This window comes from Streptomyces sp. NPDC037290 (assembly GCF_055603245.1).
The window spans coordinates 18,938-37,072 of sequence record NZ_JBVJVZ010000009.1; the positions used below are offsets into that span (position 1 = coordinate 18,938).

Annotated in this window: 19 protein-coding genes, 7 tRNA genes and 1 pseudogene; 10 read left to right on the forward strand and 17 right to left on the reverse strand. The window is 72.9% G+C overall.

The genetic code is table 11. From position 1 onward, the window contains the following. Positions 1-94: 94 nt before the first annotated feature. Together ACZ7HQ_RS27980 and ACZ7HQ_RS27985 are read right to left on the reverse strand one after the other, a co-directional pair. Complete coding sequence (locus tag ACZ7HQ_RS27980; protein ID WP_470995389.1) at positions 95-1,327, reverse strand: hypothetical protein; 1,233 nt, start codon at positions 1,325-1,327, stop codon at positions 95-97. Continuing rightward, positions 1,324-1,890 (reverse strand): DUF4365 domain-containing protein, encoded by a 567-nt coding sequence (locus tag ACZ7HQ_RS27985; RefSeq protein WP_470995392.1) that lies wholly within the window; start codon positions 1,888-1,890, stop codon positions 1,324-1,326. Before ACZ7HQ_RS27985 ends, ACZ7HQ_RS27980 begins: the two co-directional genes overlap by 4 nt. Before the next feature lie 168 nt (positions 1,891-2,058). Between ACZ7HQ_RS27985 and ACZ7HQ_RS27990 the strand changes: the two genes are divergently transcribed. Continuing rightward, the gene (locus tag ACZ7HQ_RS27990) at positions 2,059-2,784 is read left to right on the forward strand and encodes an exonuclease domain-containing protein (protein WP_470995395.1); all 726 of its coding nucleotides are present in this window, start codon (positions 2,059-2,061) and stop codon (positions 2,782-2,784) included. A 62-nt stretch (positions 2,785-2,846) separates the two neighbouring features. On the opposite strand, the gene ACZ7HQ_RS27995 is transcribed toward ACZ7HQ_RS27990, so the two are convergent. From ACZ7HQ_RS27995 to ACZ7HQ_RS28015, 5 genes and pseudogenes are all read right to left on the reverse strand, one after another. Further along, positions 2,847-2,918, reverse strand: a tRNA-Val gene (locus ACZ7HQ_RS27995). A gap of 39 nt (positions 2,919-2,957) precedes the next feature. Beyond that, positions 2,958-3,404 carry an SRPBCC family protein gene (locus ACZ7HQ_RS28000; protein WP_470995397.1) on the reverse strand — a complete coding sequence of 149 codons (447 nt, stop codon included), beginning with the start codon at positions 3,402-3,404 and terminating at the stop codon, positions 2,958-2,960. Positions 3,405-3,577: 173 nt separating this feature from the next. After that, positions 3,578-4,093 (reverse strand): annotated as a pseudogene (locus ACZ7HQ_RS28005) (ABC transporter substrate-binding protein); the annotation flags it as partial. A gap of 490 nt (positions 4,094-4,583) precedes the next feature. Then, a tRNA-Val gene (locus ACZ7HQ_RS28010) sits at positions 4,584-4,655 on the reverse strand. A 66-nt stretch (positions 4,656-4,721) separates the two neighbouring features. Further along, positions 4,722-5,195: a TIGR02611 family protein gene (locus ACZ7HQ_RS28015; protein WP_470995400.1), complete on the reverse strand. Its 474-nt coding sequence runs from the start codon at positions 5,193-5,195 to the stop codon at positions 4,722-4,724. Positions 5,196-5,386: 191 nt separating this feature from the next. On the opposite strand from ACZ7HQ_RS28015, the gene ACZ7HQ_RS28020 reads away from it, so the two are divergent. After that, positions 5,387-5,800: an SsgA family sporulation/cell division regulator gene (locus ACZ7HQ_RS28020; protein ID WP_004002642.1), complete on the forward strand. Its 414-nt coding sequence runs from the start codon at positions 5,387-5,389 to the stop codon at positions 5,798-5,800. A gap of 275 nt (positions 5,801-6,075) precedes the next feature. Then, the gene (locus ACZ7HQ_RS28025; protein ID WP_470995402.1) at positions 6,076-6,636 is read left to right on the forward strand and encodes a CGNR zinc finger domain-containing protein; all 561 of its coding nucleotides are present in this window, start codon (positions 6,076-6,078) and stop codon (positions 6,634-6,636) included. A 110-nt stretch (positions 6,637-6,746) separates the two neighbouring features. Here the strand turns inward: ACZ7HQ_RS28025 and ACZ7HQ_RS28030 are convergent, their stop codons facing one another. Further along, a complete protein-coding gene (locus ACZ7HQ_RS28030) occupies positions 6,747-6,896 on the reverse strand; it encodes a hypothetical protein (RefSeq protein ID WP_023552049.1) in 150 nt (49 codons plus the stop codon). 198 nt (positions 6,897-7,094) lie between these two features. Next, complete coding sequence (locus ACZ7HQ_RS28035; RefSeq protein ID WP_470995405.1) at positions 7,095-7,538, reverse strand: hypothetical protein; 444 nt, start codon at positions 7,536-7,538, stop codon at positions 7,095-7,097. 255 nt (positions 7,539-7,793) lie between these two features. On the opposite strand from ACZ7HQ_RS28035, the gene ACZ7HQ_RS28040 reads away from it, so the two are divergent. Continuing rightward, the gene (locus ACZ7HQ_RS28040; protein WP_470995408.1) at positions 7,794-8,318 is read left to right on the forward strand and encodes a DsbA family protein; all 525 of its coding nucleotides are present in this window, start codon (positions 7,794-7,796) and stop codon (positions 8,316-8,318) included. A gap of 19 nt (positions 8,319-8,337) precedes the next feature. Here ACZ7HQ_RS28040 and ACZ7HQ_RS28045 read toward each other — a convergent pair whose 3' ends face one another. From ACZ7HQ_RS28045 to ACZ7HQ_RS28055, 3 genes are all read right to left on the reverse strand, one after another. Beyond that, positions 8,338-9,162, reverse strand: coding sequence for a GNAT family N-acetyltransferase (locus tag ACZ7HQ_RS28045; protein WP_470995411.1), 825 nt, complete (start codon positions 9,160-9,162; stop codon positions 8,338-8,340). Positions 9,163-9,244: 82 nt separating this feature from the next. Continuing rightward, the gene (locus ACZ7HQ_RS28050; RefSeq protein WP_470995414.1) at positions 9,245-10,066 is read right to left on the reverse strand and encodes an aminotransferase class IV; all 822 of its coding nucleotides are present in this window, start codon (positions 10,064-10,066) and stop codon (positions 9,245-9,247) included. After that, entirely contained in the window at positions 10,063-11,127 is a 1,065-nt protein-coding gene (locus ACZ7HQ_RS28055) for a chorismate-binding protein (RefSeq protein WP_470995417.1), read from the reverse strand. Before ACZ7HQ_RS28055 ends, ACZ7HQ_RS28050 begins: the two co-directional genes overlap by 4 nt. A gap of 177 nt (positions 11,128-11,304) precedes the next feature. Here ACZ7HQ_RS28055 and ACZ7HQ_RS28060 point away from each other — a divergent pair. The 5 genes from ACZ7HQ_RS28060 to ACZ7HQ_RS28080 all read left to right on the forward strand — a co-directional run bounded on the left by ACZ7HQ_RS28060 (position 11,305) and on the right by ACZ7HQ_RS28080 (position 11,782). Further along, positions 11,305-11,377: transfer RNA gene (locus tag ACZ7HQ_RS28060), tRNA-Gly, on the forward strand. Between the two features lie 38 nt (positions 11,378-11,415). Further along, positions 11,416-11,489 (forward strand) — tRNA-Cys (locus ACZ7HQ_RS28065). A gap of 1 nt (position 11,490) precedes the next feature. Next, positions 11,491-11,562, forward strand: a tRNA-Val gene (locus ACZ7HQ_RS28070). Between the two features lie 47 nt (positions 11,563-11,609). Further along, positions 11,610-11,681: transfer RNA gene (locus tag ACZ7HQ_RS28075), tRNA-Val, on the forward strand. 29 nt (positions 11,682-11,710) lie between these two features. Then, a tRNA-Val gene (locus ACZ7HQ_RS28080) sits at positions 11,711-11,782 on the forward strand. A gap of 60 nt (positions 11,783-11,842) precedes the next feature. On the opposite strand, the gene ACZ7HQ_RS28085 is transcribed toward ACZ7HQ_RS28080, so the two are convergent. The 3 genes from ACZ7HQ_RS28085 to ACZ7HQ_RS28095 all read right to left on the reverse strand — a co-directional run bounded on the left by ACZ7HQ_RS28085 (position 11,843) and on the right by ACZ7HQ_RS28095 (position 13,726). After that, positions 11,843-12,151 carry a TFIIB-type zinc ribbon-containing protein gene (locus ACZ7HQ_RS28085; RefSeq protein ID WP_470995420.1) on the reverse strand — a complete coding sequence of 103 codons (309 nt, stop codon included), beginning with the start codon at positions 12,149-12,151 and terminating at the stop codon, positions 11,843-11,845. Between the two features lie 80 nt (positions 12,152-12,231). Then, the gene (locus tag ACZ7HQ_RS28090) at positions 12,232-13,191 is read right to left on the reverse strand and encodes a phosphotransferase (RefSeq protein WP_470995423.1); all 960 of its coding nucleotides are present in this window, start codon (positions 13,189-13,191) and stop codon (positions 12,232-12,234) included. Between the two features lie 358 nt (positions 13,192-13,549). Continuing rightward, positions 13,550-13,726: a hypothetical protein gene (locus ACZ7HQ_RS28095; RefSeq protein ID WP_450866189.1), complete on the reverse strand. Its 177-nt coding sequence runs from the start codon at positions 13,724-13,726 to the stop codon at positions 13,550-13,552. Positions 13,727-14,326: 600 nt separating this feature from the next. Between ACZ7HQ_RS28095 and ACZ7HQ_RS28100 the strand changes: the two genes are divergently transcribed. Continuing rightward, a complete protein-coding gene (locus ACZ7HQ_RS28100) occupies positions 14,327-15,721 on the forward strand; it encodes a serine/threonine-protein kinase (protein ID WP_470995425.1) in 1,395 nt (464 codons plus the stop codon). A gap of 121 nt (positions 15,722-15,842) precedes the next feature. Here the strand turns inward: ACZ7HQ_RS28100 and ACZ7HQ_RS28105 are convergent, their stop codons facing one another. Both ACZ7HQ_RS28105 and cobA read right to left on the reverse strand, forming a co-directional pair. Continuing rightward, entirely contained in the window at positions 15,843-16,661 is an 819-nt protein-coding gene (locus tag ACZ7HQ_RS28105; RefSeq protein ID WP_470995428.1) for a TrmH family RNA methyltransferase, read from the reverse strand. An 88-nt stretch (positions 16,662-16,749) separates the two neighbouring features. Then, positions 16,750-17,982, reverse strand: coding sequence for a uroporphyrinogen-III C-methyltransferase (gene cobA / locus ACZ7HQ_RS28110; RefSeq protein ID WP_470995431.1), 1,233 nt, complete (start codon positions 17,980-17,982; stop codon positions 16,750-16,752). Positions 17,983-18,135 lie beyond the last annotated feature (153 nt).

The following is an 18,135-nucleotide window of genomic DNA, read 5'->3' on the forward strand; positions in this document are numbered from 1 at the left end:
CACAGGCGATCGTACCGACCCGACGGCACCGACCGCGAAACGGTCACCCTCAGTCCGCTTCCCCTTACTCCCCCGTCCCCTTCCTCCCGCTCCCTCAGTCGCCCTCCCCGTAGGACTCCCCGCAGGCCTCCTCGAAGAAGTCGAGGTTCTCCTGGAGGGCCTTCATCAGCCGGTCGCGCTCGGCGTCGTCCACCTGCACGGGTACGATCCCGGAGGCGCCGGTGAGCCGGCGGAAGCCGCCCCGGCGTTCCAGCCTGCCGTGCACGCGCACCGGCAGTCCGACAAGGTGGGCGTGGCCGGCGATGTGGTAGTCCTCCTCGTCCAGGGTGACGCGGACGTGCGGCACCTCGGCGCCCGCGAGGACGCGCAGCCGTACCGTGCCCTCGCCGCCGGGCCCGGAGCGGCGCATACGGACGACGGCTCCGGTGATACGGACGGGGACGGAGGGCTCCTCGCGCACATAGCGGGCGGCGGCCTCGCGCAGGACGGGCAGGTCTCCGGGCGAGAACTCGACGGGTTCAGCGGAGGGGGCGCAGCCCTCGGGGACGCCCGCGCCGGGTGCCCAGGCGACGGCGATCCGGGCGCCCTCGGTGCCCCTCACCAGCGCGGCCAGCGCCTCGGTCAGTTCGCGGCTGACCCCGGCCTCGACCGCGCCGTCGAAGGCGTCCATGCCGCCGGTGGCCCGCTGGTAGTCGATGGCCTCGCGGGCGGCGTACAGGGCCTGGTGCAGGCGGACGGCGAGGGGGCGGCCGGTGGGCACGGGCACGAACGCGGTGAGGTGGCGGTCCTCGGCCGCGGGGCCGACGAGGACCTCCTCCAGCAGTGCGCCGGCGGCGCGCCGGTGGCGGGCGCCGTAGTAACCGGCACGCGCGCGTGTGGCGAGCGCGGCGGCGAGGAGCATCTGCCGGGCGGCGCCGCGCAGTTGCTCGTCGGCCGTCCAGGGCGCGGCGCCGACGGGTCCGCTCGGGGTGTCCCGCCACCAGCGGATCTCGTCGCTGGGCACGGCGAGGGAGATCAGCACCTCGCGCGCGGTGGGGGTGTCGCTGCGGGCGAGGGCGTCGAGGGCCTCGCCGAGCAGGTCGTCGCTGTCCGGGAAGGCCCGGTTCTCCGGCACGAGGAGGCTGGTCCCGCCGCCGCCCGGGCCGGGCGGGGTCCAGCGGCCGTACCGGCCCGCCGCTCCCCCGCGGCGCTGCCAGCCGTGCCGGTGCAGCAGGGCGCCGAGCACCGCGGGATCGACCTCGGCGGGCTCCGGGGGCCGGTTCCAGGGCAGGTCGTCGGGATGCGGCCGGGCCTGGCGCGGCAGTTCCTCGTACGGACGGCTCCTCATGGCCTGCCTCCCGTCCCGACCCGCGTCATGATCTCGCAGAGCGCCCGGTCGTCGAAGATGCGCGAGGTCGGGATCCGCACGGTGGTCCGGTGCCGGCCGGTGATGGAGTGGCCGGCCAGGTTGACCCAGTAGCAGCAGTGCCTGAGGTCGAGCCGGTCGTGACTGGCGCGCAGCCAGTCGTCCTGCGAGCGCGGGACGAGCATGACGACCAGGATCTTGTGCACCGAGACGGGTGTGCGGGCGAGCTTGCGCAGGTGGTCGTTGTCGAGGGTGAAGGAGAACGAACGCCCCGGGGGGTTGGGTGCGACCTGGTACGTGGCCTTCAGCTGCACCTTGATCGTGACCTCGTCGTCGACGGTGTGTCCGGGCGCGCTGTGGCTGACGTGCCAGTCGATGCCGTTGTCCGGGAAGGGCTGGGACAGCGAGCAGCCGGCCGCGGCGGCGACCACGTGCAGATAGCCGACCTGCAGTGTCTCCATGCAGGCGGTGGTGGCGAGCGTGCCGCGGAGGGGGCCCGTGCGATCGGGCAGCAGCCCGCTCCGCTCGGGCTGCGCAATGGCCATGACCAACAGCCTTCCAAGCCAAGAGTTTCCCCGTTGAGGGCCGCTGAACTGCAAAGACCCGTACTCCTGTTGTCTCCTTGCGGCGTACGGCGCAAACGGCCCGGGTATCACCAAACGGGCAGAAGACGGAACGTCACCTGCCGCAGGTGAACGAGGAGTTGGGTTGGGATGACGTACTGGTACGAGGGGCCGCTGGCCGCCTTCGACACGGAGACGACGGGCGTGGACGTCGAGACCGACCGGATCGTGTCGGCCGCCGTCGTCGTCCAGGACGCGCCGGGCACCCGGCCCCGGGTCACCCGCTGGCTGGTGAACCCGGGTGTCCCGGTGCCCGAGGAGGCCACGGCGGTGCACGGGCTGACGGAGGAGCACCTGCAGCGCAACGGCCGCTGGCCGGCGCCGGTGATGTACGAGATAGCCGAGCAGCTGGCGGAGCACGCGGCGATGGGCCGCCCGCTGGTGGTGATGAACGCGCCGTTCGATCTGACGCTGCTGGACCGGGAGTTGCGCCGGCACCGGGCGTCCTCACTGGACCGCTGGTTCGAGGCGACGCCGCTGCGGGTGCTGGACCCGCGGGTGCTGGACAAGCACCTGGACCGGTACCGCAAGGGCCGTCGCACGCTGACCGACCTGTGCGCGCACTACGAGGTGACGCTGCAGGGCGCGCACGACGCGGCGGCGGACGCGCTGGCCGCCCTGGACGTCGTACGGGCGCTGGGCCGCCGTTTCGCGACCCGGCTCGAGCGCCTGACCCCCGCCGAACTGCACACGCTCCAGGCCAACTGGCACGCGGCGCAGGCACGCGGTCTTCAGGCGTGGTTCGCGCGCAGCGGCTCGGAGGAGATCGTCAGCACGGACTGGCCACTCAGGCCGGAGCTGCCGGCCGCGGCGTAAGGGCGGGGCGGGGTGCGACGTCAAAAGAGCCGGTCCGCTGGTGCGGACCGGCCCTTTCCCGGTGGGCGATACTGGGTTCGAACCAGTGACCTCTTCGGTGTGAACGAAGCGCTCTCCCACTGAGCTAATCGCCCGGGAACGCACTGAACAATACAGGTCCCGGCGCCCTTCGTTCAAACCGCTTCCAGGTACCGCAGCAGTCCGCGCCGTCCGGACCGCATCATCAGCCGGTGGTTGGCGCGGAAGAGCGGGCGGCCGGGCAGGGCGAGCCGGCGGAGCAGCGGCTTGCGCACGTCCACTTCCTGGTCGTAGCGGGCCAGGGTGCCGGAACCGGCGGCCGTGACCGTCCAGCGCGCCCGGCCCTCGATGTCACCGGACAGGGTGACCTCCAGCACACCCGCCCCGGGGTCGTGGCGGGTCCGGCGTGCGGTGAAGGTCATGTCGTACGGCAGGACGGACCGGATGGTGAGGACGCCGGTCGTCTCGTCCAGCCGGCTCACCGACCGCACCTGCGGCCACCAGCGGGGATAGTCCTCGGGCCGTTCCAGGACCGCGTACACGGCGGTGGGCGGCGCGGGCAGGGACCACAGGCTGCGGAAGCGGTAGTGGGTCCAGTCCATGGTGCGAGTCTGCCGTGCGGGGGCACCCACACGTGCATACATCTGAGTACGCGTACTCATGTGCCGTGCCGCGCGCCCGGGCAGACTCGGGGGGGCGAGCGCCGCCGCCCGTGCGACGGCGCTCCCCCAGCTCGGCCTGCACGGCGGCGTAGGCGTCGGACGGTGAAGTCGTCCACACGGCGGTAGCCGTCGGCCCACCACCCCGTCAGGTCGGCCCGGTCGAAGCCGAGTCCGTCCCTGGTGAAGAAGGCCCTGCCGTTCTGGCGGAGGTAGAGGTCGTGGTCGTCCCAGGTCCAGCCCCGTGCGGCTCGACGCCGGCCTTCCGGAACACCTTCTTGTCGACGACGAGCGCCATGGTGTGGGAACCGACGGGAATTCCGAGCTGTTTTCCGTCGACCTCGCCGGCCCTTCGTCACGCCGTCCCGGAAGTGATCCGGGGTCAGATTGCCTGCTCGCACCTGGGACTTGAGGTCGAGATGAATTCCTCGCTTGTCGTACTTCCGGAGAAAGGTGACGGCATTTTGGAAAACATCCGGGGGATTTCCGCCGGCGGCCCGGGTCTGGAAGTCCGTCTTCACCTTGATCTTCGGGTACTTCTTCCCGAAGAGGGCGATGGTCTGGTTGATCCTCTTGGCCCGCTCCTCGACATCCCACCATGAGTAACGGATCGTCACGGTCCCGTCCCCGGAGTCGTTTCAAGTAAGCGCTTGCTGGCACCAGTTACGGCGGGACCGGGGGCGGGCTGTACACACCCGGCAGACCCACGGCTCCGAACACGTCGGGCCTGCAGAGCGGGGGCGGCGGCGATCGCGGCGCCCCGGTCGTGGCCGACGACCCCCGCGGACTCCCCCCGGAGGGGCACGGCGCGGTATCCGGCGGCCCCGGGCTTGCTCCGCCCGGCTGCGTGCCATGGCATGACGGTCGCCGCGGCGATGTTCGTGCGTCCGGTCCGCTGCCCACGAGGCTTGTCGCCGGTGCCGCGAAGCGCGCCTGAGCGGACGCCCGCGCCACAGACTCGGAGCCGGGCGGTAGCCCCGAGCCGCTTCGGACACCGGGGGCGCCTGAGACCCGCACAGCGGGATCGCCTCGCATCGGGACCACAGGGCCAGAACCCCCGCCCCCGACCCCGCATACGCCGACGGCCCACCTGCTGGTCTGCAGGTGGGCCGTTGGGCCGGGTGGGCGATACTGGGTTCGAACCAGTGACCTCTTCGGTGTGAACGAAGCGCTCTCCCACTGAGCTAATCGCCCGGGCGCAGGAAGAACATTACCCCATGTCAGGGCGTGCTTCCGACCAGGCCCGGCGGCGGAGCCGGATCACTGATCCTCGATCTTCCACGGCATGACGAGGCCGAACCTCCACACGTAGGACCCCACCAGCGCGGCCACGACCACCAGGCCGATCGCGGTCAGCGTGATGTTGCGGCGGCGCACCCTGGGGTCGAGGGCCCGTTGGGCCGCCTCGGTGACCTTGCGTTTGGTCCAGCGGAGCACGAGCTGCGCCCAGACGAACTCGGTCGCCCAGATCGCCATGCCGCCGAAGATCACCACCCAGCCGGGGCCCGGCAGCGGCAGCATGACGATCCCGGCGACGACGACCGCCAGGCCGATCACGAAGACGCCCACCTGCCAGCTCAGGTGCAGCAACCGGCGGGCCTTGACGAATTCCGGCGCCCGGGAGCCGAGCCCGCCGTCCTCACGCCCGGGTTCCTGCCCGGCTTCCCGATGATCCGCCTTCGCCTTGTCCCCTGCCACGGCGACCTCGCCCGGCTCGTCACTCCCCGTATTCATACAGACAAACCCTACCGGAGTGAATCCAGTCACCGGAATGGACGTAGGTCTCGTACGAGTTCTCGGCCGGAAGAGTTACGTAAAGGCACGCAAAACCCTCAGAGGGGTTTACAACGGCACCGTAGGTGGCATGTCGATTTCGCCGACGTGCGAATCCCCGAGCGCACACTGAGCGAAAGGCCCTGGCGCTTATGAACACCACGGTCAGCTGCGAGCTGCACCTGCGCCTCGTTGTGTCGAGCGAGTCCTCCCTGCCTGTCCCCGCAGGCCTGCGGTACGACACGGCCGACCCCTACGCCGTGCACGCCACCTTCCACACCGGAGCCGAGGAGACCGTCGAGTGGGTGTTCGCCCGCGACCTCCTCGCCGAGGGGCTTCACCGGCCCACCGGCACCGGCGACGTCCGCGTCTGGCCCTCCCGCAGTCATGGCCAGGGCGTCGTGTGCATCGCCCTGAGCTCCCCGGAGGGGGAGGCCCTGCTCGAGGCCCCGGCGCGGGCCCTGGAGTCCTTCCTGAAGCGAACCGACGCCGCCGTGCCGCCCGGCACGGAACACCGGCACTTCGATCTGGATCAGGAGCTCTCGCACATCCTGGCGGAGAGCTAGGTCGCGGCCCTCGAAAGCAGCCCGGCGCCGTCCACTCGGGGAGACGGCTCGGGCCAAGACAACCGCATACGGCACAGGCCGGCGCCGTCACCGTGAGCGACACACGGGACGGCGTCGGCCTGTGCGCGTGCGCCACGCCGCGGGAACCGGCGCGGGCACGGCGGCGTTCCACGGGCAAGCGACTCGGGCGCGGGACGGTGCGGCGGCACGGGTTGTCGCTACCATCGGCCAGCATCGGCGGGCGTCCGCCCGACCCCCAGGCCAGGGAGCAAAACGTGCTGATCACCCACGACACCCGGTGCGCCCTCGACACCGTGGTCGATCTGGTGAACACCGTGCCGGAGGACGACGCGGCGGCCGACGGACTGCCCAATGTCCCGGCTCTCGCGGATTTCGTACGAAACCACGAGATCAGCGATGTCGGCGTGCTGTCGGAGTTCGACCTCTCGGCGGTGCGCAGGGTCCGGGGGCGCTTCGCGGCGATCTTCGCCGCCCCGGACGCCCGCTCCGCCGCGGGGCTGATCAACGAGCTGGTCGCGGCTGCGGGGACCACTCCGCGCCTGACGGACCACGACGGCTACGACTGGCATGTGCACTACTTCGCCCCCGGCGCCTCCGTGGCCGACCATCTCGCCGCCGACTGCGGGATGGCGCTCGCCTTCTTCGTGGTGGCCGGCGAGCAGGAGCGGCTGCGACGCTGCGAGGCACCGGACTGCCGGCGCGCCTTCGTCGACCTCTCCCGCAACCGCTCACGCCGCTACTGCGACAGCCGCACCTGCGGCAACCGGCTGCACGTGGCCGCCTACCGCGCCCGGCGCAAGGAAGCGACGGGGTGATCGCCCGGGAGACGCCGTGGCGGTTCCTGCCGTGGGCCGGGTGCGGGTCCGCCCCTGGGCTCGGGGCGACGTCGGTCCCGGCGGGTGGCGCCGGGACGGACGCGTACGGCTCACAGCAACAGCAGGTCGTGCAGCGCAGCCATGAGGAGCAGACACCCGATCACCGCAAGGAAGATCATCAGCGGTGGCTGGGATAGGGCGAAGAGGCACCCGCGCGGCTCGTCCTTCGGCGGCGCGGCCTCGCTCTCTGTGTCCAGCATCTCGCGCCGATGATGGCGCAGAACAGATCCCCTGTGCGATCAACACGCTCGTCGTATGCGGGAGTTGCCGCATTCCGCGCCGTCTCGTCCGACTTGATTCGGCTTGTGAACGGTTCCGGACCTCCATGCGACACTCTGTGTCGTTTCAGCGCGAGGGCAGCTGCGGGGTCGTAGCCACCCCGCAGCCGGGTCCCGTCGTCATATGCCGTGCTTCTTGAGGATGGCCTCGATGTCGCTGAGGTCGTCGGCGGAGCTGGTGGCGCGCGGGGCGGTGGCGGACCCGGTCGCGGGCCGGGTGCCCGCGCCCAACGAGGGCACGGAGGCCCCCGGAGCCACCACCTCGACCCCGTCGCCCCGGGCCGCTCTGCGCTCGGCGCGGGTGCCGCCGCGGCGGCGTTCGACCGCCCGGCTGCCCGCGAACAGGAGCCAGGCCGCGCCCAGCACACCGAAGCCCGCCCAGGCGGTGGGGCTGAAGGCGGTGTCGGCGAGCCAGCCGACGACCCCGGTCATCACCAGGCCGACCGGCACCAGCGAACAGGCCGCGATGCGGGCCGCCGTGAGGAAGCGCTTGCGGTAGGCCGTGACCACCGCGATGCCCAGGCCCGCCGCGGACACGGCGGAGCAGACGGTCTCGGCAATCATCCGGTCCTCCTGGCGGCTGGGTCGGGTGGAAGGCGCAGTTCTCGGATGCGGCACGCCGGCACGGCACGCCGCCCACGTCCCCTCCATCCTGCACCGCCTCGTCCTCGCGACGCCACGCTCGCGCGGGACATCAGGGACATCTCCGGGTCGCCTCCTCCTGGGGTGCCGGTGCGGCCCCCGCACCTGCCACCCGGGCCAGGACGGCCGTACCGTCCCGATTGGGTCACCCGCGTCCGGCCTGGAAGACTGGTCGTCATGAGCGACTCCTCCCCCGCAGGCACCGACGCCCTCGTTCTGGACGTCTGGTGCGAACTGCAGTGCCCCGACTGCCGCACCGCCCTGGACGACGTCCGCGCCCTGCGCGCCCGCTACGGCGACCGGCTGGAGCTGCGGCTGCGGCACTTCCCGCTGGAGAAGCACAAGCACGCCTTCGCCGCCGCACAGGCCGCCGAGGAGGCGTGGGAGCAGGGCAAGGGGTGGCCGTACGTGGAGGCGGTGCTGGCGCGGGTCGAGGAGCTGGACCGCAAGGGCGAATCCTTCCTGGTCGAGGTCGCCCGTGAACTCGGGCTCGACGCCGAGGAGTTCGACACCGCGCTGATCGACGGCCGGCACATCCTGATCGTGGACGCCGACCAGGCCGAGGGCAAGGCCATCGGTGTGACCGGCACCCCGACGTACGTCATCGGCGGCGAACGCCTCGACGGCGGCAAGAGCCAGGAGGGGCTGCGCGGGCGCGTCGAGGAGATCGCCGACCGGCTTCTGGGCGAGCAGGACGCCTGAGCCCCCGGGGCCCCTGGCCCTACAGCAGGGACTTGGCGAGGGAGCGTTCCGTGGTCTCGTAACCGAGCGACTCGTACAGCCGCTCGGCCGGGGTGTTGCCCGCGAACACATTGAGACCGAGGACCGGCCGGCCGGCCTCGATCGCCTGGCGCTCGGCGAGCAGCATGAGCGCGCGACCGTGGCCCCGGCCGCGGTGGGCCGGGTCGGCCGCGACGTCGAAGACGAAGGCCTCGCCGTCCCGCAGGGCCACCCACAGGGTGCCCACCCGGACCCCTTCGTGCTCCAGGACGCTGAAGCGCATGCCGTCGGTGCTGAGCCCGTGCGGCAGCAGTCGTTCGTGGTCGCTGCGGGACTTGGCGTGGGCCGCGTCCTCGGGGAGGCCGCGCTCGATCCACATGCGTGCGTACTGCTCGCGCTCGTACTCCTGCCAGGCGTCGAAATCCGCCTGGGTCATGGGTCGCGCGCTGCTGCCCGGCGGCAGCTCGGGCGGGGCGGTACCGAGGCGTTTCTCCATGTTGCGGTTGCGCAGGGTGTAGCCCAGGGCGCCGAAGAGCCGCAGGGCGATGTCGGCGGAGGCGGGGACGCGGATCTCGATCTGGGCGCAGCCCCAGCCGCGCGCCACCTCCTCGGCGGCGAGCGCGGCCACCGTGCCCCGGCCGCGCCGCCGGTCGGGCTCGGCGATCCACAGATCGATGACGCGGGCCGCCGAGTCGCCGAGGGACGGCGAGGTGCCGAGGTGGATCTCGCCCACGGGGCGGCTGTTCACGCACACCTGGTAGCGGCGGGAACGGGTGCCGTCGGCGTTGCGCTGGAGCGGCTCGACCGGCCGCAGGGTCGTGGTCATCACAGGTGTTCTACCCGCAGCCGACCACCCAGTCAGCCCGTTTTACGGCGCGCCCCGCCTCAGTCCCGGGCTCGGACCTCGCTCAGGGGTCCAGGTCCTGTCCGGACCGCTCGTCGAAGATCCGCATGGCCTTGGCGGTGACCGGGCCGGGGGTGCGGGGCAGCTCGCGCTCGTCGACCCGGTGCACGGCCTGGACGTCCCGCAGGGTCGAGGTGAGGAAGACCTCGTCCGCGCGCTGCAGCACGTCCAGCGGCAGGTCGGTCTCCTTGGCGGCCGTCCACTCGACGGCCAGTGCGCGGGTGATGCCGGCGAGGCAGCCGGAGGCGACCGGCGGGGTGTGGATCTCGCCGTCCAGGACGACGAAGACGTTCGACCCGGTGCCCTCGCAGAGCTGTCCGACCGTGTTGCCGAACAGCGCTTCCGAGGCACCGCGTTCATGGGCGCGGGCGAGCGCGACGACGTTCTCGGCGTACGAGGTGGTCTTCAGGCCGGTCAGCGCGCCGCGCTCGTTGCGGCTCCACGGGACGGTGATCACGGCGGTGGTGTCCGGGCGGCGGGTGGTCTCGCCGAGGGCGACGACCAGGGTCGGGCCGTGCTCGCCGCGGTCGGAACCGAGCGGGCCGTGGCCCCCGGTGTAGGTGATCCGCAGCCGGCCGAGCGGCATCGGGTTCGCCTCCAGGACGGCCGCGCAGGCCTCCCGCACCTCGTCCTCGTCGGGGTCGGGCAGACCGAGGCCCCGGGCCGAGCGGGTCAGCCGGTCCACGTGCCGGGTGAGCGCGAACGGCTTCCCGTGGACCGCCTTCACCGTCTCGAAGACGCCGTCTCCGACCGTGAGCCCGTGGTCGAAGACCGAAACGCGGGCGGACTCGACGTCCCGCAGCCCGCCGTCCAGCCAGATCCTCATGAGTACACGCCTCCACTTGCCTCGTACGCCCCCGACGCCACCGCGAGCAGCCGGGACGCCTTCAGCTCGGTCTCCCGCCACTCGCCCTCGGGGTCCGATCCCCAGGTGATGCCGGCGCCGGTGCCGAACCGCAGCACCGCCGTACCGTCGTCGGGGCGGTCGATCCAGAAGGTGCGGATGCCCACGGCCAGCTCGCCCACGCCCCGGTCGGCGTCGACCCAGCCGATGCCGCCGCAGTACGGCCCGCGCGGGGCGGTCTCCAGGGCCTCGATGATCCGCAGGGCGCTCGACTTCGGTGCGCCGGTCACCGAGCCGGGCGGGAAGGCCGCCGTGAGGAGGTCCGGCCAGCCGGCCGCGTCCCGCAGCTCGCCGCGGACGGTGGAGACCAGGTGGACCAGGCCCGGGTGCTTCTCGACGGCGCACAGGTCCGGGACGGTCACGCTCCCGGTCGTACAGACCCGCCCGAGGTCGTTGCGGACCAGGTCCACGATCATCACGTTCTCGGCGTAGTCCTTCTCCAGGAGGTCCGCCTCCGTGCGGCCGGTGCCCTTGATGGGCCCCGACTCCACGACCCGGCCGTCCCGGCGCAGGAACAGCTCGGGTGAGGCGGTGGCGATCTCCACGCCGTGTTCCGGCAGCCGGACCGTCCCGGCGTACGGCGCCGGGTTGCCGCGAGCCAGCAGGGCGGTCAGGGCGTCGACGTCGGCGTCCCGGGCCACCGGCGCGCTGAGCACCCGGCAGAGATTGGCCTGGTAGACCTCGCCGGCCGCTATGTGCGCGCGGATCCGGCGGACGGCCGCCGTGTACGCGGCCCGGTCCAGGGACGAGGTCCAGTCCTCCACCGCCGGGCCCCGCCAGCCGCCCGGCGCCGGCGCGGGAACGGGCCGCTCGCGTACGTCCGCGAAGCGGGCGCAGGTCAGCCGGCCCTCGAAGTCCGCGCAGACGGCCCAGAAGCCGGTGGCGTCCAGGGCGGCGGGATCGCTGGTGACGTCGAGGAGGCCGGTGGCGACGCGGTCGCCGAAGCGGGCCAGAGCAGGGAGCCGGGAAGCGTGGTGGAGCACGTGGTCGAGTCTAGGGCGGGTGTCCGGGAGGTGGCCCGGGGATGACCCTGAGGGGGCCTGACCACGTCGTCCGCCGGAGCCACCGCAGCACGCTGCGCAAACGCGTTTTTGTACTGGCCCGGGAATCCGCTAGAGTTCAACACGTCGCCGGGACGCGGAAGCGGACCGAAACGACAAGCGGACGTAGCTCAGTTGGTAGAGCGCAACCTTGCCAAGGTTGAGGTCGCGAGTTCGAGCCTCGTCGTCCGCTCGAAGGAAGAAGGGGTCCTCCCGATCCCCTACACTCCTGGTGGAGTGGCCGAGAGGCGAGGCAACGGCCTGCAAAGCCGTCTACACGGGTTCAAATCCCGTCTCCACCTCCAAGGACGATTAGCTCAGCGGGAGAGCGCTTCCCTGACACGGAAGAGGTCACTGGTTCAATCCCAGTATCGTCCACTGGATCTTCTCGCAAGATCCACGGGTCTTCTCGAAGATCCCCACCCGCGCGATTAGCTCAGCGGGAGAGCGCTTCCCTGACACGGAAGAGGTCACTGGTTCAATCCCAGTATCGCGCACCGACTGTGACCCTCGGTTCACGGTCCGCGGACGATTAGCTCAGCGGGAGAGCGCTTCCCTGACACGGAAGAGGTCACTGGTTCAATCCCAGTATCGTCCACACAGCAGGGAGCCCCCGGCCGTCTCGTACGGCCGGGGGCTTCTTCGTGCCCCGGTGGGCTCAGCTGGAGAAGAGCATGTGGGCCCAGCTCTTGTGGCCGTGGTGGCCGTAGTACCCGTGGCCACCGTGATGGCCACCGTGGTGGCCGCCGTGCGGGGCGCCCCAGGCGGGCGCGGACGGGGCCGGGTACGCCTGCGGGGCGGCGGGCGGGGCCGGCGGGACGGGCTTGGACCACTGGGACTCCAGCTGGGTCAGTGCCTCCAGCTCGCCGTAGTCCAGGAAGATGCCCCGGCAGCCGCTGCACTGCTCGATCTGTACGCCGCTGCGGTTGTAGGTGTTCATCGGGGCGTGGCACTTCGGACAGTGCATGGTCGGCTCAACTCCTCGCCGGTCGGTCCTGCTTCGTGGTTCCCCAGGACAGACTCCGTCCGGCCCCGGTCGGTTGCAGCCTAGTCCGTGTCCGTGTCCGTGTCTGCGGGCGTCAACTGGTGTGGAATCGGGGCCATTCGGGCACATGCGTCGACGACCGCCTCTTCCACCTCGTCCAGCGGACGGCCGGCCGCGAGCGCCTTGGCGAGGGCGAGGGCGGCCGTCTGCACGGTCAGCGCGCGGGCCGGGACGTCCAGGGCGGCCCAGGGGTCGCCGGCCGCGGGTACGGCCGGCCCGCCGGAGCGCCGGTACGCGCCGAGGAAGCGGGCCCAGGCGTCGGGCGGGAGGAGGCCGCAGGCGTACCAGGCGGCCGGGCGGGCGAGGTCCCAGGCGGGGACGCCCGTCCCCAGGTCGTCGACGTCGATCAGCCGCCAGCGGCCGTCCGGGGCCGGGTGGCGGACGAGCTGGCCGAGATGCAGGTCGCCGTGGCAGAGGGCGGGGGTGCCGGGCATGGGTGCCTCGGCGCGGGCCCAGGCGGGGAGGGCGGCCCAGGCGGCGAGGACCGGACCGGCCGCGGGGTGGGGCTCGGCCCGCAGGGCCGTGTGCAGCCGGGCGACGGCGCGGGCCGCTTTGACGGGGCCGCGCATCGGAGGCAGCCCGTCGGGCGGGGCCGTGCGGTGCAGGCGGGCGAGGAGCGTGGCGGTGGCCTCCCAGGGGGCGGCGTCCGGGTCCTCGGGGTCCACGGGGGCGCCGTACGGCCAGAAGGTCACCAGGCGGTCCTGCAAGGGGGCCGGGGCCGGGGTGAGCGGGGCGAGGAGGACGTCCGGGAGCCGGGCGGCCACGGCGAGGCGGAGGGCCAGCTCGGTGGGATCGGTACCGGGGGCGTGGGCCTTCGCGACGACGTCGGCGTGCCGTACGACGGTGGCGTCGGGGCGCTCGGCGAGGGGGGCGGCGGGGCGGCCGCAGGCACACGGGGCTCCACCGGCGTCCGGGTGGGCGGCGGCTGCGGCCTTCGCGGTGAGCGCGGGGAGGAGGGTCACGGGGGCCTCGGTGGTCGGGGTGTCCGGGTGAGCGTACGCGGGTCGGGTGGGGCGCTTCCCGGGTACGGTGTGCCGTGCCGGGGGCCGATGCCGGGCGGGCGCCGCCTCAGGTGGGCGAGACCCGTCAGCCGACGGCACCGCAGCTCCCCGGGCGCGCCGGGATCGCGCGACCAGCCACGCCCGCACCCCGCGCTCCGGGACATGCCGCAGATCCGCGTTCCCGCCGTACAAACGGCGCATGCCGGCGCAGCTCCCCAGCTGCGCCGGCATTTGTGCCGTCCGCCGCACCCCCGTCCCCACGGGGTTTCCTGGATGGATGTCCCCGCCCGGACCGCTCTTCCGGGCCTGGGGTCGCCGCTCAGCGCCCCAGCATCGCACCCACGGACGACGCCTGTGTGGCCACCGTCTCCCAGCCGTCGAAGACGAGCAGGAGCAGGGCCGCCAGGGGAAGGGCCATGAGCGTCGCCACCAAGGGGTGGCGGCGGCCCGTCCGGCGTGCTGCGAACGCCGGGCGTCGCGGTGCCGTGTGGGCCATGGTCCCTCTCCTGACCTGTGGTTGTCGTCGGCAGCGGCGGGTGTCTGACCTCGGGGGACGAGTGCTGCACCCGCCGCTTGACCTCAAATCTAGGCGTGGGGCGTGCGCCGGGCGTCATGCCCTCGTACCGATTGCCGGGCCTCCCGGAGGATGAGCCATGACCGGGGAAGTACTCCCCTGGGTGGAGACGCGGGTCCGGGTCTCGGGGTCTTCCCGGAGGGGGCGTCCACTGTGTCCGGTCATTTCCGACGCGTCCAGCGGGCGAAAGGAGTGACTTCGATCACTTTGGCCGGGCGTGGGAGGTGTGGTGGCTGCGGGGCGCGTTCCGTCCCGCGGCCGGGCCCCGTGTGGACCCCACGTGTCCGTCGGGCGGGGGCGCGGCTCGGCATCTCCTGCCCACCGGGACCCTCAACGCCCGTGCGTCCGAGCCCGGTTGAGGACGGGTACTGCTCAAGGCCCCCGCATGCGCCGACTTCCTGACCGCGTATCACCTCGCGCCGGCGGCCGGCACAATCCGTCGGCGCCGGAGGGCGCGGCCTCTGCGCGCAGGCGGCCGTGGAAACGTAAGCTGTGCCACGTCACAGGGACCGGGCAGCGGGGATGAACATGGCGATGATGCGCCTGAGGCGCGAGGACCCGCGCGTCGTCGGCTCGTTCAGGCTTCACCGACGGCTCGGCGCGGGCGGGATGGGCGTGGTCTACCTCGGCTCCGACAAGAAGGGGCAGCGGGTCGCCCTGAAGGTGATCCGGCCCGATCTCGCGGAGGATCAGGAGTTCCGGTCGCGGTTCGCCCGTGAGGTCTCGGCGGCCCGGCGGATCAGGGGTGGCTGCACGGCCCGGCTGGTCGCCGCGGACCTTGAGGCGGAGCGGCCCTGGTTCGCCACGCAGTACGTCCCCGGTCCCTCCCTGCACGACAAGGTCGCCGACGAGGGCCCGCTCGGCGCGGCCGACGCCGCGGCGATCGGCGCGGCGCTGTCCGAGGGGCTGGTCGCCGTGCACGAGGCCGGTGTCGTCCACCGTGACCTCAAGCCCTCCAACATCCTGCTGTCCCCCAAGGGGCCGCGGATCATCGACTTCGGCATCGCCTGGGCCACCGGGGCCTCCACCCTCACGCACGTCGGTACGGCGGTCGGCTCCCCCGGCTTCCTCGCGCCCGAGCAGGTGCGCGGTGCGGCCGTCACCCCGGCGACGGACGTGTTCTCGCTGGGCGCGACCCTCGCCTACGCCTCCACCGGAGACTCGCCCTTCGGGCAGGGAAGTTCCGAGGTGATGCTGTACCGGGTCGTGCACGAGGAACCGCACCTGCACGGCGTACCGGACGCGCTCGCCCCACTGGTCCGGGCCTGCCTGGCGAAGGACCCCGACGAGCGGCCCAGCACGCTGCAGCTGTCGCTGCGGCTGAAGGAAATCGCCGCGCGTGAGGCACAGGGTGTGGCCGAGGTACGGCCGCCCGCGCCACGCGCCGCGGAGGCGGACCGGCCCACCGGGCGGCTCGTCGACACCTACCCCGAGCAGCAGCGCACCCAGCGGCGCACGTCGCCCGGCACGCCGGTGCCGCGCGGCGGCGCCCCCTCCCGGGCCGGTGCACCGGCGCGGGGCGGGGCGGCCCCGCGACCCGGCAGCGCTGCGGGTGCCCCCGCCCGGGCGGGCTCGGCGCGCCCGACCCCGCCGCCGCGCGGCGGCCGGCGCTCGGGCGGCGGAAGCCGTCCCGCTCCGCGCAACGGTTCCGGGCGGCCCGCGCAGCGGACGACGGGCGGCGGGCGGCGGCTGGCCAACCCCCGGCTGCTGCGCCAGCGGCTGTTCGTGTTCGTGGTGGTGACGCTGCTCGTGGCGCTCGGCATCGCGGTGGCGCAGGGCTGCCAGGGTCCGGCACGCGGGCTCGGCGACGACAGCGGCCGGCAGCAGCACGCGCAGCCGGACTACCGGCCGACGGGCGCCGACCGGCCGACGCCCGACCAGCCCGAGTCGACGCTGAGCCACGACTTCGGAAACTGACGGGACCGGCGGTCCGCCCACCAGGAAACGGCCCGCCCTTCAGGAGGCGGCGGGGACTCCGGCCGGCACGCTGCAGCTGTCGCTGCGTCGGAACGCGGCCTGGCTCTCGGGAGGCGGGAGATCAGGGCTGGGGGCGGCCGCCGGCCACCGCGTAGAAGGCGACCGCCGCGGCCGCGCCCACGTTGAGGGAGTCGACGCCGTGGGACATCGGGATGCGAACCCACTCGTCGGCGGCGACCAGGGCCTGGGTGGACAGTCCGTCGCCCTCGGCACCGAGCATCAGGGCCACCCGGTCCATCGTGTGCGGGGCGGCCTCGTCGAGGGAGCGGGCCTTGTCGTCCGGGGTGAGCGCGAGCAGGGTGAAGCCGGCCTCGCGCACCTGGTCCAGGCCCTTCGGCCAGGTCTCCAGACGGGCGTACGGCACCGAGAACACCGCGCCCATGGACACCTTGACGCTGCGCCGGTACAGCGGGTCGGCGCAGTCGGGCGACAACAGGACCGCGTCCATGCCGAGCGCGGCCGCCGAGCGGAAGATCGCACCGATGTTGGTGTGGTCGTTGACCGACTCCATGACCACGACCCGGCGGGCCGAGCGGAGCAGCTCGGCGGCCGTCGGCAGCGGCTTGCGCTGCATGGAGGCGAGCGCGCCGCGGTGCACGTGGTACCCGGTGACCTGCTCGGCGAGTTCGGGGCTCACGGCGTAGACCGGCGCGGGGAGTTCGTCGATGACGTCGCGCATGACGTCGATCCACTTGGCCGAGAGCAGCATGGAGCGCATCTCGTAGCCCGCGTCCTTGGCCCTGCGGATGACCTTCTCGCCCTCGGCGATGAACAGGCCCTCGGCCGGCTCGCGCTTGCGGCGCAGTTCGACGTCGGTCAGGCCCGTGTAGTCGCGCAGGCGCGGGTCGTCGGGATCCTCAACGGTGATGAGATCGGCCACAGGGTGATACTGCCTTCTCCTGGGTGTGCTGCCAACGGCTCGGAAGGGGTTGTGTTACCCCGGGTTACGCGTGATCAAGAGCCGGCCATCACTCCGTGGGCGCCGGGCCGACCTTCACGACCTCGCCGATGACGATGACCGCCGGGGGCTTCACGTCCTCGGCGCGTACCGTCTCGGCGACCGTGGCGAGCGTGGCGTCGACACGCCGCTGCGCGGCCGTCGTACCCTCCTGGACCAGCGCGACGGGGGTCTGCGGCGACCTGCCGTGCGCGACGAGCGTCTCGGCGATCTTCCCGATCTTGTCGACGCCCATGAGGACCACGAGCGTGCCGGTCAGCTTGGCGAGGGACGGCCAGTCCACCAGGGAACGCTCGTCGTCAGGGGCCACATGGCCGCTGACGACGGTGAACTCATGGGCGACCCCGCGGTGGGTGACCGGGATGCCGGCCGCGCCCGGAACCGAGATCGAGCTGGAGATGCCGGGCACCACCGTGCAGGCGATGCCCGCCTCGGCGAGGGCCTGCAGCTCCTCCATGCCACGGCCGAAGACGTAGGGGTCGCCGCCCTTGAGCCGGACGACCGACTTGCCCTGCTTGGCGTGCTCGATGAGCGCGTTGTTGATGGCCTCCTGGGCCATGAAACGGCCGTACGGGATCTTCGCCGCGTCGATCACCTCGACGTGCGGCGGGAGTTCGGCGAGCAGGTCGCGCGGGCCGAGCCGGTCGGCGATGACGACGTCCGCCTCGGCGAGCAGCCGACGGCCGCGGACGGTGATCAGGTCGGGGTCGCCGGGGCCGCCGCCGACCAGGGCGACGCCGGGGGTGCGGGTGCGATGGTGGCGCGCGACCAGAGTGCCGTCGCGCAGGCCCTCGACCACCGCGTCGCGGATGGCGGCGGTGTGCCGGGGGTCGCGACCGCGCGCGTCCGTGGTGAGTACGGCGACGGTGACGCCCTCGCTGTGACCGGTCGCGGGGGTCCAGGCCGTGGCCCGGTCGGCGTCGTCCGAGCGGACGCACCAGACGCGGTTCCGCTCCGCTTCGGCGGAGGCGGCGGTGTTGGCGCCGGGGTCACTGGTGGCGATCAGGGCGTACCAGGCCTCGGCGAGGTCGCCTTCGGCGTACGGCCGCCGCTCCCACGTGATCTCGCCCGCGTCCGCCATGGCCTCCACGGAGGGGGTGGCCTCCGGGGACACGAGAACGACGTCCGCGCCCGCCGCGATCAGGGCCGGGAGGCGGCGCTGGGCCACCTGCCCGCCGCCGAGGACGACCACGCGGCGGCCGGAGAGGCGGAGGCCTACGGGGTAGGCGGGGTGTTCGGCCATGAGGGGCGGCTCCTGTGTGGGCGGCGGTGCGATAGCCCTGACGTGCGGATTTTAGGCGGCGCGGGGTGTTGGCGGAGCAGGTGTCCAGTGGATGGGCGTCGTGGCCGGGTGCGGGCCGCGGGCGGTTGTGCCCACCCGTTCCGCCTGGGGGCA

Bases quoted from the DNA above. Each gene is read 5' to 3' on its own strand.
- ACZ7HQ_RS28045 (WP_470995411.1), bottom strand. From the start codon at position 9,162: ATGACCACGACCCTGCGGCCGGTCGAGCCGCTCCAGCGCAACGCCGAC.
- ACZ7HQ_RS28000 (WP_470995397.1), bottom strand. From the start codon at position 3,404: ATGGACTGGACCCACTACCGCTTCCGCAGCCTGTGGTCCCTGCCCGCG.
- ACZ7HQ_RS28100 (WP_470995425.1), top strand. From the start codon at position 14,327: ATGAACATGGCGATGATGCGCCTGAGGCGCGAGGACCCGCGCGTCGTC.
- ACZ7HQ_RS27990 (WP_470995395.1), top strand. From the start codon at position 2,059: ATGACGTACTGGTACGAGGGGCCGCTGGCCGCCTTCGACACGGAGACG.
- ACZ7HQ_RS28020 (WP_004002642.1), top strand. From the start codon at position 5,387: ATGAACACCACGGTCAGCTGCGAGCTGCACCTGCGCCTCGTTGTGTCG.
- cobA (WP_470995431.1), bottom strand. From the start codon at position 17,982: ATGGCCGAACACCCCGCCTACCCCGTAGGCCTCCGCCTCTCCGGCCGC.
- ACZ7HQ_RS27985 (WP_470995392.1), bottom strand. From the start codon at position 1,890: ATGGCCATTGCGCAGCCCGAGCGGAGCGGGCTGCTGCCCGATCGCACG.
- ACZ7HQ_RS28085 (WP_470995420.1), bottom strand. From the start codon at position 12,151: ATGCACTGTCCGAAGTGCCACGCCCCGATGAACACCTACAACCGCAGC.
- ACZ7HQ_RS28015 (WP_470995400.1), bottom strand. From the start codon at position 5,195: ATGAATACGGGGAGTGACGAGCCGGGCGAGGTCGCCGTGGCAGGGGAC.
- ACZ7HQ_RS28040 (WP_470995408.1), top strand. From the start codon at position 7,794: ATGAGCGACTCCTCCCCCGCAGGCACCGACGCCCTCGTTCTGGACGTC.
- ACZ7HQ_RS28095 (WP_450866189.1), bottom strand. From the start codon at position 13,726: ATGGCCCACACGGCACCGCGACGCCCGGCGTTCGCAGCACGCCGGACG.
- ACZ7HQ_RS28050 (WP_470995414.1), bottom strand. From the start codon at position 10,066: ATGAGGATCTGGCTGGACGGCGGGCTGCGGGACGTCGAGTCCGCCCGC.
- ACZ7HQ_RS27980 (WP_470995389.1), bottom strand. From the start codon at position 1,327: ATGAGGAGCCGTCCGTACGAGGAACTGCCGCGCCAGGCCCGGCCGCAT.
- ACZ7HQ_RS28030 (WP_023552049.1), bottom strand. From the start codon at position 6,896: ATGCTGGACACAGAGAGCGAGGCCGCGCCGCCGAAGGACGAGCCGCGC.
- ACZ7HQ_RS28035 (WP_470995405.1), bottom strand. From the start codon at position 7,538: ATGATTGCCGAGACCGTCTGCTCCGCCGTGTCCGCGGCGGGCCTGGGC.